Raw genomic sequence first — 18,262 nt, forward strand, 5'->3', positions numbered from 1 at the left:
AGTTCGAAAGACGTTGGGGGATCAGACGCGAGAGTCGGTCATCGCGGTGTGATCGGGGTAGATCATCGACGAAGGGGGATTGCTCGTGCGCTTGGCGAGTGGGTAATAGATCAGCCCGGTGAACACGATGCCGACCAGCCACGAGATGTCGGCGCCGCCGAGCATGTCCGTGACAGGGCCGGTGTACATCTTCTGGGCGAGGAACGGGATCTGGGCGAGAACGCCGGCGGCGTAGCAAGCCAATGCGGTGAAGTTCCATGCTCCGTATCGACCGTTGACGTCGTACAGCGCCGGAATGTCGATGCGTTCCTTGGAGATCAGGTAGTAGTCGATCAGATTGATCGCACTCCACGGCGTGAACACCATCAGCAACACCAGGACGAAGTTCTTGAAGTTGTCCAGGAAGTCGGCGCTGGCGGCGATGGCGATCAAGACCGAGACCGCAGTGAAACCGAGGATGTAGAGGGTGCGCGCGGTGCTCGAGATTCGCGACTGTCCGTTGAAGGCGGTGACGGTGGTCAGGATCGACATGAATCCGCCGTAGGCGTTGAGCACGTTCACCGTCAACTTGCCGACCAGGATGACGAAGTAGATCAGGAAGGCGATGGCAGCGGGTCCGGCCAGATCTCCCATGAAGCCGACCTGGTTACCCAGGAACGCGTCGCCGGCGCAGGCCGCGACGAGAGCGCCGAAGGTCATGGACCACTGCGATCCGATGACACTACCGAGGAACGTCGACCAGAACGTGGTGCTCTCGGAAGTGCTGCGCGGCAGGTAACGCGAGTAGTCGGCGACGTACGGGCCGAAGGTGAGCTGCCAACCGGCACCCAGCGAGATCGCGAGCAGGAAGGTGACTATGTCGAAGCCCTTGATGCCGACGTACGAGGCGACGTCGTACTCGAGGAACAGTCGAACGGCCAGGTAGGAGAATCCGACGATGCCCACGACGGTGGCGATCCTGCCGACGATGTGGATCAGCTTGTAGCCGGTGACCGCGACGAATGCGGTGAGGAGACCGAAGACGACGATGCCGACGGTGGGGCTGTCGATGTGCAGGATCTTGTTGACGGCCTGTCCGGCCAACACGGTGCCGGTGGCAGCGAAGCCGAGGTACATCAGGATGACGAGAACAAGCGGTACGACTGCTCCCTTGACGCCGAACTGGGCGCGACTCGAGATCATCTGGGGGAGACCCATACGCGGGCCCTGTGCGGAGTGAAGCGCCATGACAGCGCCACCGAAGATGTTGCCGATCAGAAGTCCGACGATCGCCCAGATGGCGTCCGCGCCGAATACGACGGCGAGAGCGCCGTCGACGATTGCAGTGATCTGCATGTTGGCGCCGAACCAGAGAGTGAACTGGCTGCGCGGGGTGCCGTGTCGTTCTGCATCCGGGACGACGTCGATAGTGCGTCGTTCCGGAGTGAGGATGACCTCGGCCGGTCCATCGTGAGTCATAGGCCTGTCTTTCTGCTGCGAGCCCGTCGAGCGACGGAATCGACGTCGGGGTATTGCCCACCTTCTTCGTGCTTGGTGCTTTGCGCCTTGTGCTTTGTGCGCTGGGTCACTGTCACTGCGGATAAATGTATATGCCTGTATATACAGGCGTCAATACCCGGGACCCGTTTTCGCGTAAATGCTGTGTAACACCGCGCGAGAAATCAGAAACCCTTACCCGGGTTGAGGATTCCGAGCGGGTCGAAGGCAGCCTTGATCGATCGGTGCAGTTGCATGCTGTCCTCGCCGAGCTCGAGAGAGAGCCAGCGACGCTTCAGAACGCCGACGCCGTGCTCTCCGGTCAGAGTTCCGCCGAGTTCGAGAGCACGCCGGAAGACCTCGTCCGCGGCGGTCCACACGGCTTCGGGGACCGAGCCGTCGGCAGTGCGGTCGAAGACGAAGGTCGGATGGACGTTGCCGTCACCAGCATGCGCGACGGTCATGATCTTGACCATGTGCTCGGCGGCGGCTCGGTCGATACTCTCGAGCATGTCGGGCAGTTTCGACCGCGGGACCCCGACGTCTTCCACGAGACATTGCCCGAGTCGTTCGGAAGCCGGATAGGCGAGTCGGCGAATCTCGAGTAGCTGTGCGGCTTCTGCCGCGTCCTGCGAGACGGCGACAAAATCTGCGCCCGCCCTCTCGAAGTGTTTCTGCATCGCCGCGGCTGCTGCGTCGGCATCGACCCCGTCGGCCTGTGCGATCAGCATCGCGGCGGTGTTGTCTTCCAACCCGATTCGTTTCCAGTCGTCGACTGCGCGCAGCGTTGCTCGATCGATCAGCTCCAGCAGGCTCGGTCCGATCCCGTCGCGAACGACCGCGGTAACTGCGTCCGCTGCGGAGCGGAGAGAATCGAAACTGCCGACGACGGTGACCGGTGCTCTCTTGGGCTTGGGCTGCAACTTGAGCGTGGCACTCGTGACGACTCCGAGTGTTCCCTCCGAACCGACGAGAAGACTGGTCAAGTCGTATCCCGCAACACCTTTGACGGTCCTTCGGCCTGTCCGCACGATCCGACCGTCGGCGAGCACAACCTCGAGACCCAGGACTGAATCGCGGGTGACGCCGTACTTCACGCAACGCAGTCCACCGGCGTTGGTGGCGATGTTTCCGCCGATCGTGGAGATCTCGAAACTGCTCGGATCAGGGGCGTACATCAGCCCGTACTCGTCTGCTGCTCGACTGATGTCGGCGTTGATCACCCCGGCTTCCACGACAGCGAGTTGATCGTCCGGATTGACCTCGAGAATCGAGCGCATGCGAGTGGTCGAGATGACCAGGCAGCCCTCGACGGCTGCCCCGCCGCCCGCCAAACCGGTTCCCGCACCGCGGGTTACCACCGGGACACGGTGAGCAGTAGCCCATTTCAGCGCCTCGGAAATGTCGGCCGCAGTTTCGGCGAGCATGACGGCCGCCGGATGGCCGGGTTCGGCGAGATGGGCCTCGTCACGGCGGTACGAGTCCATTACCGCAGGGTCGGTGATCAGGCGACTCGAACCGATCGACCGAGCAAGTTCGTGGACGGACATTCTTTTCTCCAGTCGGTCAAAGGTTGTGTGCGAGTGCATCCACAGCGGCGATCACGGCGTCTTCTGCTGCCCGCTCACCTACGGTCACCCGCACACCCTCGCCGGGGAACATCCGGACCGAGACACCCTGCGCGACGCAGGCCGCTTCGAGTGCAGAAGCTCTCTTGCCGAGAGGGATCCACACGAAGTTGGCACCGCTCGGGACCGTCTCGACGCCGCGCAGAGCCAATTGCTCACGTAGGTGAGAACGACCCGCGGTCACCGTTTCGACTATCGAATCGGTGTGTGCCGGATCGGTCAGGGCCGCGCAGGCCGCGGCCTCGGCAACGGCGCTGAGCCCGAAGGGCGGTGCAGCGCTGCGAAGATCCGCTGCGATCGCCGAGTTGGTGACGGCATAGCCGGCACGAAGTCCGGCCAATCCGTAAGCCTTGGAGAAGGTTCGGAAGACGACGATGTTGGGAAAGGCTCGAAGCAGGTCGACGCCGTCGACGTCGCTGGTCGCGAACTCCCGGTAAGCCTCGTCCAGAAGGATGAGGACGTCGCTCGGGATCGAGCGGGCGAACGAGACGAACTCCGCGGTCGAGAACTCGCTTCCGGTCGGATTGTTGGGGTTGCAGACGAGTACTGCGCGGGTCTGCGGCGTCACGGCTGCCGCCATTGCACTCAGATCATGCCGATGTTCGGAATCGAGTGCGACGGGGACACCGCTCGCCCCGGCGATTCCGATCAGTATCGGGTACGCCTCGTAGCTGCGCCACGGGTAGACGACCTCGGTGCCCGGACCCGTGTACGCAGTCAATACCTGCTGGAGCAGTGCCAACGACCCGGCGCCGACCAATACCTGGTCGTCGCCCACGTCCAGACGGTCGCTCAACCGAGCGATCAGCGTGTCGCCGAACAGCGACGGATACAAGTGCGAGTGTGAGGCCGCGAGATTGACGGCCTCGAGAATGGCCGCCGAGGGTGCAACCGTCGACTCGTTGCTCGACGCCCGCCACCGAACCTGCTCGAGGCCGGCTGCTTTGGAGTATCGAGGAAGCGCTTCGATTTCGGGTCGGGGGCGAGGCCTCAGCGCACCGGGCGCGCTCATGCCAGGGCGCCGATCGCGTTCTCCGCGGCCGCAACAAGTGCACCCGATGCCGCCAAGTCCACCGCGGCCTCGATCTCGGGGGACAGGAAGCGATCGGTACCCGGCCCCTGCACCTTCTCGCGCAGGGTCCGAAGGACGGCTCCGGTGGCGGGGGAGGGCTCGAGTGGGGAGCGCAAATCGATTCCTCGTGCTGCAGTCAGTATCTCGATCGCGAGAACTCGGGTGAGACCGTCGATGGACCGGCGGAGCTTGCGTGCACCCGACCATCCCATGGAGACGTGATCTTCCTGCATGGCCGAGGAGGGAATCGAATCGACACTGGCCGGGCTCGCGAGTCGCTTGAGTTCGGACACGATGGCAGCTTGTGTGTACTGCGCGATCATCAGTCCGCTGTCGACACCGGGGTCGTCGGCGAGGAAGGGGGTCAGACCGTGATTGCGTGCTACGTCGAGGAAGCGGTCGGTTCGGCGTTCGCTGATACCCGCGACATCCGCGGTCACGATGGCGAGAAAGTCCAAGACGTAGGCCACGGGAGCTCCGTGGAAGTTACCGTTCGACCGAACCCGTCCGTCGAGAGTGACAACGGGATTGTCGACAGCACTGGCCAATTCGCGCCCGGCAACCAGTCGGGCGTGATCGACGGTGTCGCGTGCGCCGCCGGCAACCTGCGGTGCGCACCGCAGTGAGTACGCGTCCTGAACTCTGGTGCAGTCAGGGCCCGCATGGCTGGCGACGATCGGGGAATCGGCAAGCAAGCGCACCATGTTCGAGGCGGCCGCGCCCTGTCCAGGGTGGGGGCGAAGCGCCTGAAGATCGGCGGCGAACACTTGATCGGTGCCGAGCAAGCCCTCGACGCTCATGGCGGCAGCGATGTCGGCCAACTTGAGCAGATGATCGAGATCGGTGATCGCAAGGGCCAGTTGACCGAGCATCCCGTCGGTACCGTTGATCAGTGCGAGGCCTTCCTTCTCGGCCAGAACCACCGGTTCGAGACCATGGGCAGCCAATGCCGTTGCCGCATCGGTGAGTTCACCGTCGGCGGTGCGGACGGAACCTTCACCGATGATTGCCATCGCCACATGCGCCAGTGGTGCCAGATCTCCCGAGCATCCGAGGCTGCCGTATTCGTGCACCACCGGGGTGATGCCTGCGGTGAGTAGGTCGGCGTACGCCTGTGCGACTACAGGGCGCACTCCGGTCCGCCCGGTGGCGAGCGTCGACAGACGCAGAAGCATCAAGGCCCGGATCACTTCGCGTTCGACTTCCGGTCCCGAACCTGCCGCATGTGAGCGGATCAGGCTGCGCTGCAACTGTGTCCGCAGATGCGCTGGAATGTGCCGGGTGGCAAGTGCGCCGAATCCGGTGGAAACTCCGTAGACCGGTGTGGGGTCTGCGGCCAGCGCTTCGATGCGTGCACGACTTTCGGCGATCGCGGCCAGTGATTCCGCGGTCAATGCAACGCCGTATCCGTTGCGCGCGACGTCGACGACGTCGGCGATGGTGACAGCGCCGATTCCGACCTCGATGGTTCGGGTGGCTGTCTGGGTGGCAGGGGTGGCGTTCATGGGACTCCAATGATGATGCGTGGCTATCTAACAAAGTCTTGTATACGAGACGCTAGTCTTGAATATGAGACGAAACAAGGCCCGCAAAGTACGGAACGGAGAAGTTGGCTACATGTCTGCGGTCGGGGTCTCCACCATTCGATCTCCGAGATCGGCGGAGAACTCGGCGCTGACGGCGCGCACTCGGTCGGCGATCAGGGCACTCTCCTCGGCCGATTTGGAGCCGGAGAGGAAGGTGACGCCGAGAGCTGCGACCGGACGACCGTCCCGTGTGATCACGGGGCTGGCGATGCAGTTGATCCCGGATGTCGTCGCATTCTCTTCGACCGCATATCCGCTCTCACGTGCTGCGGCGAGCAGTTCTCGCAGTTCGGCGAGCGTCGACGGACCCGTTCCGGTCCGCGTCGGCCAGGTGTACCCCTCGTAGAGCGCGCTGATCTGTTCCGCATCCAGACGGCTCAGAATCGCCCGCCCGACTGCGGTGAGATGCGCCGGAAGGCGGGTCCCGATCTCGGTCACCAACCGAACGCCGGGCTTCAGAGGTTCACGTTTGTCGAGGTAGATGACGTCAGAACCCTGAAGTACCGCCAGATGGGAGGTCTCGTCGGTCGACTGAGTGAGTGCCAGCATGAATCGTTGGCCCTCACGGTGAAGTGGGCCGGACCGCATGTACGACGCACCGACTTCGAACGCCGAGACACCCAGGGTCCAGGCGCGTTGATCAGCCCAGTACGAGACGAACCGTCGATCCCGCATGACATTGAGGAGGTGATGCGTCGTACTCTTCGGCAGCTCGAGGGCGCTGGAGATTTCTGCCGTCGCCAGCGGCACACCCCGGCGGGCCAGGAGATCGAGCACGTCGAGCACGCGCTCAGCAGATTTCACGCGGCTCGTCGTCATATGGGGTGTGTCCTTACGGGTAGGGCTGAGGTGGGAGCGGGGACCCACATTGTCTCGGATACGAGACTGAATCGCCAAGTGCTCGGATACGAGACTGAATCGCCAAGTGCTCGGGGTGGTCAGGGAGTCTGGTTGCCGAGTTCCGCGGACAACCGGGCGCAGTGCTCCACCAAGACGCGGCCGTGGCTGGCGCAGACCTCGTCCGTCAGACGGAAGGTCGGGCCCACGACGCTGAGCGCTCCGGCTATCTGACCGACCGCGTTGTAGATCGGCGCGGCAACTCCGGTCGAGTGATCCTCGATGGTGTCGTGCGCAATGGCGTACCCGCTCTCGCCTACCTTGCCGCTCAACGCTGCGCCGACGGCGGTGCCGTCCAGGGGAACGCTCTGGCCCACCCACCCCATGTGGCGGATCGCGTGCGTGCCCTCGATCTGATCGAGATACAGCGCAGTGTCTTTCGGTCCCTTCGTCGACAGGTAGGTCGACTCTCTCGTGGTTTCGGCGATGGCCTTCATCGCGGGCCGCGCTCTCGGCAACAGTTGATTGTCACCGAGTGCGCGAGCCCCGATCTGAAGTAGCCGCGGGCCGACGCGATAGACGTTGTCCTCGCCGCGGACGACGAACTCGGTTTGTTCGAGGCTTCTGATCAGGCGAAGCGCGGTACTGGTTGCCAGATCGGTTGCCTTGGCGGCGTCGCCGAGCGTCAACCCGCCGTGCTCGACGATCGCACCGAGAAGTTCGAACGTGCGATTCGCGCTGCGGGTCACGTCGCCGGGGGCCATGTCCTACTCCAAGTGCCGAGGGATGTCTGCGCTGAATCTATCGCGAGCCCGGCAGTACCTCACCGTGGTGCTCGTCCAGCAGGGGACTGCGGCGGACACCGGGGCGTCGGCTATCACCGAACACGACGGGTTGTCGTACGTAGGAGATTTTTCCTGCTACCGGGTGCTCGAACGATTCGACGACTCCGCGATACTCGGCCTGCGCGGAGGTGAGTGCCTGCTGGACGTCCCAGATTTCCGAGCCGGCGAGGCCCGCGTCGCCGAGAATATCGACCACGTCGGCGACGGTCTTTCCGGCAGCCCAGTTTTCGATCTCCTTGCGCAGTGCCGGTTCGTTCTCGGTCCGGGTGGTGTCGTCGGCAAATCGAGGATCTGCGATCAGGTCGACGCGATTCATCGTCTGCGCCAGCTTCTCGAAACCCGACTGGCTCGCAACCGCGAGGACGAAGAGTCCGTCGTCGGCCTTGTAGGTGTCGAACGGTGTTGACACCGGATGACGGTTGCCGACGCGTGGGGGCGTGAGCCCGGTGGATTGCAGTTGGCTGTGTGCTGTCGGCAGCATGGCGAGCATGCTGTCGAACATCGCGACGTCAAGGTGCTGCCCGAGTCCGCTCGCCCGTGCACTCAGCAGGGCGGTACTGATTCCCCAGGCGGCGAACAGCCCGGCGACCAGGTCTCCGAACGACTCACCCAACCGTGTCGGCCCGGATTCCTCCGAACCGGTGATGCTCATGATGCCCGAAAGAGCCTGGACTACAAGGTCGTAGGCGGCGGCTCCGGACATGGGCCCGTCCTGTCCGAAACCGGAGATGGACGCGTACACGATCCGCGGATTGCGAGCCCGCGCAGCCTCGTAGTCGATTCCCAGGCGCTTGGTGACGCCGGGGCGAAAGTTTTCGACGACGACGTCGGCGGTCTCGATGAGCGTCAGCAGCGCCTCACGGTCCTCGTCGTTCTTGAGGTTGAGTGCCACCGAACGCTTGCCACGATTGAGCACGTTGAAGTAGATGCTCTCGCCGTCGCGGAACGGGCCGAGGTGCCGAGAGTCTTCACCGTGTTCGGATTCGATCTTGACGACGTCCGCACCGGCGTCGGAAAGCAGTGCGGTGCAGTAGGGTCCGGCAAGGACGCGCGAGAGGTCGATGACCCGGATGCCGTCGAGTGGGGGAAGTGCAGTCATGTCCGCGCCTTTCAGAACTCGGTGGAACGCGGCGACGGAGCATTGCCGGCAATGGTGAGCAACTGGATCTGCGAGGTGCCCTCGAAGATGCGGAGAATGCGGCAATCGCGGTACAGGCGTTCGATTTCCGATTCGCGCATGAAACCTGCGCCACCGTGGATCTGTACGGTTTGATCGACGATCGAGAAGCAGGCTTCGGTGGCGACGTACTTCGAAATCGATGCGGCGCGGCGGATGTCCTGACCGGCGTCCTTGACGTCGGCGGCCCAGTCTGCGGTGACGCGTGATGCGACAAGTTGCGCGTCGCAGCCACCGAGGAGTAGCTGGATTGCCTGGAAGTCGAAGATCGGCGTGCCGAACTGCTTTCGCTCCGTTGCGTACTCGCGTCCCAGTTCCCAAGCGCGCAGAGCGATGCCGTTTGCCATTGCCGCTACGTCGATGCGTGCTCGGTTCAGGGCGGTCAAGGCAATGTTGCCGCCGCGACCTTCGGTGCCGATCACGGAGTCGAGCGGCAGAACGACGTCGTCGAGGTAGACGGTGTACGTCGGGGCCGAACGAATTCCCATCTTGTCCTGCGGCTCCGAGTAGCTGATTCCCGGAGTTCCCTTGGGGACGACGAAGGCGGTGATGCCTCGGAATCCTGCGCTCGGGTCCGTCTTGGCGAAGAGCACGACCAGGTCGGCTTCCTTGGCGTTGGAGATGTACGTCTTCGATCCGGAGAGATGCCAGCCGTCGTCCTCGCGTCGGGCGACGGTACGCATCGAGGCGATGTCGGAGCCGGCATCGGGTTCTGTGAGTGCAAAGCCGGCCAGTAGTTCGCCCGACGCGAGCTGGGGCAACCAGCGATGCTTCTGCTCTTCGGAGCCGCCGACGAGAATCGGCTCGAGGCCCAGGTAGTGGGCGGTGTAGATCGATGCCAGCGCGGCGTCGGTGCGTGCAACTTCTTCGATGGCGACCAGTTGGGTTCGTGTCGACAGACCCAGCCCGCCGAATTCCTCGGGCACGGAAATGCCCATGAGGTCCTGCTGCCCGAGGCGCTTGACCAGCTGCGCCGGGAACTCCTTGGACTCGTCGCGTGCGGCTGCTCCTGGGTGGATCTCGGCGTTGGCGAAGGCTCGGACAGTGCTGCGGAACTCTGCGAGATCGACGCTGTCGGTGTCGGGCGCGGTCTGGGTAGTCACGGGGGCTCCTTCGAGGCGGAATAGTTACGAATTTCATCTAATGAAATCTAATTGCCACTAGTTGGCATGGACTGACTATGGCCGAGGGTGGCGAATTTGTCCAGGGGTGAAGTTGTTGTGTCGCGGCTCACGTTCTGCAATGATCAACTTGTCTAAGCCTGTATAGACAAGTTGATTGCGGATCGAACCCACTACAAGTCGGAAGCAGCGTGGCTTTCGACGGAAGGTGCTGACATGAGCCTCGTTTCAGTCGACACGACACCGGACTCCGAGAATGTGAGGAGGGTGTCCAGTACGTATTTCGAGGGCTTGTCGGCGGATCGATACGCTGCGCTCGCCGAAGACCGCAAGCTGGCGATTGTCGCCGCGCACATGGACCTTTCGCGTCGACGAGGACACAACTCGTCGATCTCGCGACTCGCGCCGGCCGGGGAGTTAGGGGATGGCCCCGCGATTCAATACGTCGGCGACGACATGCCGCAGCTCGTCGAAGCGGTCTTGGCGACACTTGCCCGTGCCCGCGTGGAACCTGAATTCGTGGTGCACCCCGTGCTTCGCACAGCCGTACAACCGGCGCACAGCACCGAAGACGCCCGGGCCGGGGAGCGCACCGAATCATGGATCCACATAGGACTACCCGCACACTGTTCGGACGCGCAGGCGCAGGTGATCGCGGACGACGTCGCCGGAATCCTCGACCGTATCGCGCGTGCCTTCCGCGATTCCGTGCCCCTGCGGGACCTCGTCGACGAGGCGCGCGAGCAACTGGACTCGAACGGCTACGCCGAAGAAGCTGACTTTCTCCGGTGGTGCAGCGCCGGAAACTTCAGTGTCATCGGTGGTGCGCGAACTGTCGACAGTGACGAGCCGTACGCCATCGGCGTGCTCCCCGATCCAACCGGCTCTTCGGATTCGAAAGCGGCGCCCCTCGCGATTGCAGTGGTGTACCTCCGGCAAGGGTTCGGTGGATCCGAATACGCCACCGAGATCGACGTGTCCGTCGGCGACCGTGCGTACCGATTCGTCGGGTTCTTCACCGCGACCGGTATCGTCGCCGACGTCAGGCTAACCCCGCTCGTGCGAGGACGCGTCGCAGACATCTTCGAGGCCTCAGGATCCACCGTCGATTCGTTTGTCGGACAATCGATGCTGGCAGTGATTCAGTCGATTCCGGTCACAGTGCTCCTGGCGGCCGAGCCGGCCCGAATCGCGGACGCGCTGGACGAACTCACTTCCGTGGACGGCCGCACATCGATCCATCTGTTCTTGCAACCGGTGGGAAGTTCCCCGGCGACAGGGCGAGATCAAGAGTTGTCGGCTTTGCTCTTCGTTCCGCGCGAGAAATTCAGTACGACGATCAGAACAACGGCCGAGTCGGTACTCGCCGACGCACTCGGTGCCCACAATATCGAGTTCTCCAGTCGAGTCTCGGAATCCCCCTTGGCCGTCGTACATTTCACGGCCACAGTCGGCGGCGGCGCGAACTTCGCGTCGGCGCGACAAGCACGGGAGATTCGGGACCTCGTCGTCGACGCGTGCCTGACGTGGGACGAACGATTCGTTCTGGATGCTTCGCACTACGACGAGCGGCGCAGGCGTGCTCGGTTCGCCGAGCGAGTTCCGGCGGCATACAAGCAGGATTTCGACGCTGTCCGAGCCGCCGAGGACATGGCGGTGTTCGAGGGCCTCGCGCCCGGAGAAGTAAGTCCACGGTTGGCCCGATCTGTCGACGGACCGGGTACTCACCGTCTCGGGCTGTACGTCTCGGGTGATCCGCTCTCTCTGGGCGAGGTGCTGCCCGTATTGCAGAGCCTGGGCGTCGAAGTGGTCGACGAACGTCCGTACGAGATCGCACCGGTGGGAACCGAACAGTCCAGGATCTACGAGTTCACGCTCTACTACCCGAGTGCTCCGGTCGAAGGCTTCGACAACTTTGCTGCGCGATTCGGGGCGACGTTTGCCGCGGTTCGAAACGGTGACGCCGAGCCGGACTCGTTCAACGAATTGGTCGCGATCGCGGGACTCGGCTGGAAACAGGTAGTGGTGCTGCGGGCGTACGCGGAGTTCTTGCAGCAAGCGGGATTTCCTTACAGCACCGGTCGCGTCGCCGAGGTACTTGCCGATCATCCCGAGATCGCCGGCAGATTGTGCGAATTGTTCGAGAGCCGTTTCGATCCTGACGTCGTCGACGGAGATCGAGGTGCACGTGCAGCAGCGGACGTGGAAACGGCCGTGGCGCAGGTGCAAGGGCTCGACGCCGATCGGATCCTGCGCGCGTTGTCCGAACTGGTCCGTAACACGTTGCGTACCAACTATTTCGTGTATCCCACTGAATCGCTCGGCGCGCTCTCGTTGAAGTTCGATTCGGAGAAGCTGTCCGTATTGCCTTACCCTCGACCGAAGTTCGAGATATTCGTGTACTCACCCGATGTAGCAGGTGTGCACCTTCGTTTCGGTACGGTGGCTCGCGGCGGCTTGCGCTGGTCGGATCGGAAAGAGGACTTTCGCACCGAGGTACTGGGATTGGTGAAGGCGCAGGCAGTCAAGAACGCAGTCATCGTGCCTGTCGGAGCGAAGGGCGGATTTGTCGTCAAACGCCCACCGGTTCCAGGGCTGGGCGCAGACGCAGACCGAGAAGCTGCGTTGGCGGCCGGGATCGATTGCTACCGATCCTTCATTCGCGGACTACTCGATCTGACCGACAACGTCGACAAGCAGAGCGGGGCCGTTGTCGCGGCGCGGCGGGTCGTTCGCCACGACGGAGACGACACGTATCTTGTTGTCGCCGCGGACAAGGGAACTGCGAAGTTCTCCGACATCGCGAACGAGGTTGCCGCGGAGTACGGATTCTGGCTCGGCGACGCCTTCGCGTCCGGCGGGTCGGTCGGCTACGACCACAAAGCCATGGGTATCACGGCGAAGGGCGCCTGGGAAAGTGTCAAGCGGCACTTCCGTGAGCTCGGCGTCGATACCCAGCACGATGACTTCACCGCGGTGGGGATCGGAGACATGAGTGGCGACGTCTTCGGCAACGGTATGTTGTGCAGCAAGCACATTCGCCTGATCGCGGCGTTCGATCATCGGCACGTGTTCGTCGATCCGAACCCGTCGCCTGAGCGCTCGTACGACGAGCGATCACGTCTCTTTGCGCTCCCCCGATCCTCGTGGGCCGACTACGACCCGACCTTGATCAGTGCCGGCGGCGGAGTGTGGGAACGCTCGGCGAAGCGCGTTCCGATCAGTGACGAGATACGAGAGGCGCTGGGCCTCGAGGACGACGTCACCGAACTGACTCCACCGCAACTGGTTCGGGCGATTTTGCGGTCCCCGGCAGATCTGTTGTGGAACGGCGGCATCGGAACGTACGTCAAGGCCTCCGGTGAGTCCGACCTCGAAGTCGGCGACAAGAGCAACGACGCCGTTCGGGTGAACGGCAACGAAGTGCGTGCCCGAGTGATCGGTGAAGGAGGCAATCTCGGCCTCACCCAGGCCGGACGGATCGAATACGCACGCGGCGGTGGACGGATCAACACAGACGCCCTCGACAATTCGGCCGGAGTCGATTGTTCCGACCACGAGGTGAACATCAAAATCCTTCTCGACTCCCTGATCAGCTCAGGCGTCGTCACGGACTCACGTCGTGACGCACTACTCGAATCGCTGACCGACCAGGTCGCAGAACTCGTTCTCGCAGACAACCGTTCGCAGAACGAACTGATGGGTACCACGCGGGCGGATGCGGGGGCGATGATCGGTGTGCACGGCAGAGTGATTTCCAACCTCGAATCGCGCGGGATCGTCGACCGTGTCATCGAAGGGTTTCCGACCAAGAAGCAGTTCGCCGCGGCCGAGAAGTCGGGAACGGGGCTGACGTCGCCGGAACTCGCCACACTGATGGCCCACGTCAAGCTCGATCTGAAATCCACGCTGTTGGCGGGAAGCTCGATCGACAACCAGATCTACCGCAAGGCGCTGGTGAACTACTTTCCGGAGGGCGTTCGAGTTGCAGGGGGCGACGCCCTCGACCGGCACCCACTGCGGCGCGAGATCGTCGCGACCGTGCTGACGAACAACGTCATCGATCGGGGCGGCATCACCTATGCATATCGGCTCGGTGAAGAGGTCGGCGCTGATCCGGAAGACGCGGTACGTGCCTTCACCGTGGTTTCCGAGGTGTTCGGACTGTGGAAGTTGTGGCACGACATCAGCGAAGCCTTGATCTCGACCGCCGTATCCGACGAGTTGATCCTGCTCACCAGGCGACTGCTCGACCGGGCGTCACGGTGGATGCTGACACGTCGTCCGCAACCGCTGGCCGTCGGGGCCGAGATCAGCAGATTCGGTGATCGCCTCGCGGAGGCGTCGGCAGAGCTCGATGGCTGGCTGGTAGGCGCAGATCAGCGGAACCTGGCTGCGCGAACGGTCCTCATCACGGACAAGGGCGCGCCGGAGAACCTGGTCAGGCGAGTGGAGATATTGCTCGATCAGTTCGGACTGCTCGACGTGGTGGAGATCGCGGACCTTGCCGATCGGACGATCTCGGAGACCGGCGAACTCTATTTCCGGCTCGGTGAGCATGTTGGGCTCGTCCCGATGCTCAATCGAGTGTCGGCATTGAGCAAGGACGGAAAATGGAACGCGTTGGCGAGGTTGTCGTTGCGGGACGAGTTGTACTCGACGGTGCGGGCCCTGACCCTCGACGTCTTGGCCGACGCGGAAGCGGGTGACACGACAGCGGAAAAACTCTCGAGGTGGGAAGAAAGGAATGCGTCGAGAATCGAGAGGTCCACTCTCGCGCTCGCAGAGATCGAGGCGTCCGGGCAACACGATCTTGCTGCGCTTTCGGTTGCGACGAGCCAATTGCGGCGCATGGTGGGTTAGGTCCGGCGCGGACGCTCGCGGATGGATCGGAAAGGTGCACGAGGCGGATAGACTTCGGAGGCCGAACGGGAGAACCGACTCGGTGGTTTTCGACGAACGGGTGGTGGCGATGGCGATTGCCGAAGTGGACGCAGAACTCGCCGTGCTGTTCAACGAGGCAGGCGGCGAGTCCGCCCCTGCCTACGAACGGGTCAAGAACCTCGTGGTCTCGCAGATCAACTCGGGTCGGTGGACCGAAGGCGATCAGCTGCCTTCGGAGAATCAACTGGTCAGTGCGCTGGGGTTGTCACGAATGACGATTAATCGAGCGCTTCGCGAACTCACCAGCGACGGTCTGATCGTGCGGATGATGGGGGTCGGTACTTTTGTCGCCGCCACGAAGACCGCGTCCCCGCTGTTCGAAGTCAAGAACATCGCCGACGAGATTCAGCGCCGCGGCCACCGTCATCGAACCGAGGTCGTCTTCGTTCGTGAGGAAGAAACCGACCACGGGCAGACGTTCCTTCGTGAATCGGTGGGCAAACGGGTGTTCCATTCGCTGATGGTGCACTTCGAGGACGAAACTCCGATTCAGGTGGAAGACCGATTCGTGAATCCGAACGAGGCGCCCGACTATCTGCGCCAGGACTTCACCGCGATCACCCCCAACAACTACTTGAGTGACGTTGCGCCTCTGGTTCGCGGCGAGCATGTCGTGGAAGCGGTGTTGGGTAGCCCGGACGAATGCGAGCTGTTACGCATCGATCGCGGGGAACCGTGCCTGCTGATTCGCCGCCGCACCTGGTCGGCTAACGGATTGGTCAGCGCGGCGCGCTTGATCCATCCGGGTTCACGCAATCGCTTGGAAGGAACCTTCGAGCGCTGATCGTTTCGAATGGCGAATCCTGAACACTCGCTCGTCCGATTGCACCATTTTCGGGGCCGACTTCGGTGCAATCGACCAGGACGTGACTGCGAGCACACTGAGATCATGGGTGGACGGTTATTGCTTCCGCAACCTCACTTCCCGACGAGTGAGACCTGAGCGGATCCCAGCAACGCCGTCTACGCCGCTCGCTTCCATGATCGAAGGAGTTCGACCTGTGACCGACTTGCCCAAGGACCTACTTGTCGCCCCGAAGTGGCAGGAACGCCTCGACGAACTGGCAGCCAAGCATTCGGTACCGGGCGCGCAGGTCGGTGTGATCGCGCTGGGCGAAGACGGCGCGGCGGACATCCGTGTCATCACCACCGGAGTGACGAGCCTGAACACGCGCGTCGACGTCGACGCAGACACCCTGTTCCAGTACGGATCCGCGAGCAAGATCTGGACGACGACGCTGATCATGCAGCTCGTCGACGAGGGCAAGCTGACGCTGGACACCCTGGTGGTGGAGGTGCTTCCGGAGTTCACGATCGCGGATCCTTCCAACACGAAGGAAATCACGATCCGCCAGTTGCTCACGCACACAAGCGGTATCGACGGAGACCTGTTCAACGACACCGGTGACGGTGACGACTGCGTCGAGAAGTACGTAGACGAACTCGCGACCGCGATCAGCGTCACCGAGCCCGGCGGGCATCTGAGTTACAGCAACGCGGGTTTTGCCGTTGCCGGCCGCATCGTCGAGGTCCTTCGTGAGATGACGTGGGACGAGGCGTTGGTCGAATATCTCTGGAAGCCACTCGGATTGACGCACATCATCACCAAGGCCAAGGACGCGCCGCTGTTCCGCACGGCCGTCGGCCACGTGGCCAACCCGGATCGGACGTCGCCGGACAAGGTGATTCCGACCAAGCAGTGGCTGCTTCCGCGCGGTATCGGTCCGGCCGGGATCATCACCGGATCGGTCAGCTCGCTCCTGACCTTCGGTGCTGCACACATGCGTGACGGACTCGCATTGACGGGTGAACGCATTCTGTCCGAAGAATCCGCGCGCCTGATGCGCACTCCGCAATTCGACCTGACCGCGGTCTCGAGCGTCGATCAGGCCTGGGGTCTCGGCTGGATCCTGTCCGACTGGGGTGGCGTGACGTCCGCGCAGCACGGTGGTGCGACGATCGGCCAGATCACTCGTTTTCACACCTTCCCCGAGCTCGGTCTCGCCATGGCCGTGGTGACCAACTCGCGTGGCGGCGGCGCCCTGGCCCACGACATCGAGAAGGAGATCGCCCAGGAGCTCGATCTCGTTCTGCCGGAGCCGAAGTCCGAGCCGAATGCGGAAGACATCGACCTGTCGCACATTCTCGGAACCTATGAATCGACAACCGTGCGAATCGAACTCACGCGCGGCGAGGACGGCGGATTCCAGGTGCAGAACTTCGCCAAGGTCGAGATCGACGGCGAGCCGCCGGCTCCGCCCACCAAGGTCGTGCCTCTGTCCGCCTCCCGGTTCTCGATCAGTAACGAGAGCGCTTCGGGTGAGATGGCTCATCTCACGATCGATGGCGAGCAATATCTCTACATGACAAGGCTTTTCAAGAAGATTTCCGACTAGTCGCGGCGAGATGATTCTCTCCGCTGAATGAAATCTCGGGCAGGTCGAAGGCGATGAGGGCCCTCGACCTGCCCGCACTACTTTTCGAGGAAAACTCATGATGAAACCTCTCGCTCCTTTTCCGGACGTGAATCACCCCGCGGCACTGGATGCTTACGGCCTTGCGCCGGTCATCGACGGTCACAACGATCTGGCCTGGACGGCTCGCGAAACTGCCGCATACTCGGTGGAGAATCTCGAGAAGGATTCCATCTTCCAAACCGACATCGACAAACTCGGTCGCGGCGGCGTCGGTGCGCAGTTCTGGTCGGTTTACACCCCGTGTGACAGGACGGAGCCAGAGGCGGTTCAGTACACACTCGAACAGATCGACTACGTGTACCGGATGATCGAGCGATATCCGGATACTTTCGAATTCGCGCGTACAGGTGACGACGTGCGTCGCATCTGGAGCGAGGGCAAGGTCGCGTCCTTGTTGGGCGCGGAGGGCGGTCACAGCATCGGCAGCTCGCTCGGTGTCCTGAGAATGATGGCGCGCCTTGGTCTTCGGTACATGACGCTGACGCACAACGACAACACCGGGTGGGCGGACTCCGCGACGGACACTCGAGTACACGGCGGGCTGACCGACTTCGGTCGCGAGATCGTGCGCGAAATGAATCGGCTCGGCGTACTCGTCGACCTGTCGCACGTCTCGGTGGAAACGATGAGAGATGCCATCGAGACGTCGTCGGCGCCGGTGATTTTCAGCCATTCGTCGTGCTCTCAGCTATGCGGTCACCCCCGTAATGTTCCCGACGACGTCATGCGACTGCTCGCGGACAACGGCGGGGTCATCATGATCGCCTTTGTACCCATGTTCCTTTCTGCCGAGTACAACGAGTGGTTCAAAGGCGGGCGAGTCGGCCCACGACCGGCGATGACAGTGGACCATCTCGCCGACCACGTCGAGCATGCCCGAGACGTCGCGGGCATCGACCACATCGGTTTGGGCAGTGACTACGATGGGTTCGACGACTTTCCGGACGGTATGCAGGACGTATCCGGTTTCGCGGTGTTGATAGACCGTCTGGCGGAACGCGGTTGGTCCGCGGAGGACTTGGCAAAGCTGATGGGCAACAACGTGTTGCGTGTGCTCGACGAGACCAGTGCGGCCTCGATGTCGAGCCTTTCCTAGCCG

General features: G+C 62.8%; 12 protein-coding genes. 4 read left to right on the forward strand and 8 right to left on the reverse strand.

Annotated features, from left to right (window positions below; all coding sequences use genetic code 11):
* Window positions 1-21: 21 nt before the first annotated feature.
* From ABH939_RS01165 to ABH939_RS01200, 8 genes are all read right to left on the reverse strand, one after another.
* A complete protein-coding gene (locus ABH939_RS01165) occupies window positions 22-1,458 on the reverse strand; it encodes a cytosine permease (protein ID WP_003940251.1) in 1,437 nt (478 codons plus the stop codon).
* A 203-nt stretch (window positions 1,459-1,661) separates the two neighbouring features.
* Window positions 1,662-3,026 carry an FAD-binding oxidoreductase gene (locus ABH939_RS01170; RefSeq protein ID WP_054187470.1) on the reverse strand — a complete coding sequence of 455 codons (1,365 nt, stop codon included), beginning with the start codon at window positions 3,024-3,026 and terminating at the stop codon, window positions 1,662-1,664.
* Window positions 3,027-3,042: 16 nt separating this feature from the next.
* A complete protein-coding gene (locus ABH939_RS01175) occupies window positions 3,043-4,116 on the reverse strand; it encodes a histidinol-phosphate transaminase (protein WP_404649205.1) in 1,074 nt (357 codons plus the stop codon).
* Window positions 4,113-5,681, reverse strand: coding sequence for a histidine ammonia-lyase (gene hutH, locus ABH939_RS01180; RefSeq protein WP_007732730.1), 1,569 nt, complete (start codon window positions 5,679-5,681; stop codon window positions 4,113-4,115). The genes ABH939_RS01175 and hutH overlap by 4 nt, the downstream gene beginning before the upstream one ends.
* A 108-nt stretch (window positions 5,682-5,789) precedes the next feature.
* The gene (locus ABH939_RS01185) at window positions 5,790-6,581 is read right to left on the reverse strand and encodes an IclR family transcriptional regulator (RefSeq protein ID WP_007732728.1); all 792 of its coding nucleotides are present in this window, start codon (window positions 6,579-6,581) and stop codon (window positions 5,790-5,792) included.
* Between the two features lie 119 nt (window positions 6,582-6,700).
* Window positions 6,701-7,363: an IclR family transcriptional regulator gene (locus ABH939_RS01190; RefSeq protein WP_030536970.1), complete on the reverse strand. Its 663-nt coding sequence runs from the start codon at window positions 7,361-7,363 to the stop codon at window positions 6,701-6,703.
* Window positions 7,364-7,400: 37 nt separating this feature from the next.
* Window positions 7,401-8,543: a CaiB/BaiF CoA transferase family protein gene (locus ABH939_RS01195; protein ID WP_404649206.1), complete on the reverse strand. Its 1,143-nt coding sequence runs from the start codon at window positions 8,541-8,543 to the stop codon at window positions 7,401-7,403.
* A gap of 11 nt (window positions 8,544-8,554) precedes the next feature.
* The gene (locus ABH939_RS01200; RefSeq protein ID WP_007732726.1) at window positions 8,555-9,724 is read right to left on the reverse strand and encodes an acyl-CoA dehydrogenase family protein; all 1,170 of its coding nucleotides are present in this window, start codon (window positions 9,722-9,724) and stop codon (window positions 8,555-8,557) included.
* 234 nt (window positions 9,725-9,958) lie between these two features.
* Here ABH939_RS01200 and ABH939_RS01205 point away from each other — a divergent pair, with 234 nt between their 5' ends.
* The 4 genes from ABH939_RS01205 (at window position 9,959) to ABH939_RS01220 (ending at window position 18,259) form a co-directional block, all read left to right on the forward strand.
* The gene (locus tag ABH939_RS01205) at window positions 9,959-14,605 is read left to right on the forward strand and encodes an NAD-glutamate dehydrogenase (RefSeq protein WP_404649207.1); all 4,647 of its coding nucleotides are present in this window, start codon (window positions 9,959-9,961) and stop codon (window positions 14,603-14,605) included.
* Window positions 14,606-14,714: 109 nt separating this feature from the next.
* Window positions 14,715-15,470, forward strand: a complete 756-nt coding sequence (gene hutC / locus ABH939_RS01210; protein WP_024487384.1) for a histidine utilization repressor — start codon at window positions 14,715-14,717, stop codon at window positions 15,468-15,470.
* Between the two features lie 217 nt (window positions 15,471-15,687).
* A complete protein-coding gene (locus tag ABH939_RS01215) occupies window positions 15,688-17,082 on the forward strand; it encodes a serine hydrolase (RefSeq protein WP_230587599.1) in 1,395 nt (464 codons plus the stop codon).
* A gap of 97 nt (window positions 17,083-17,179) precedes the next feature.
* The gene (locus ABH939_RS01220) at window positions 17,180-18,259 is read left to right on the forward strand and encodes a dipeptidase (RefSeq protein WP_007732718.1); all 1,080 of its coding nucleotides are present in this window, start codon (window positions 17,180-17,182) and stop codon (window positions 18,257-18,259) included.
* Window positions 18,260-18,262 lie beyond the last annotated feature (3 nt).

Origin of the sequence: Rhodococcus sp. 27YEA6, assembly GCF_044908235.1 — a bacterium.
Lineage (GTDB): Bacteria > Actinomycetota > Actinomycetes > Mycobacteriales > Mycobacteriaceae > Rhodococcus_F > Rhodococcus_F qingshengii.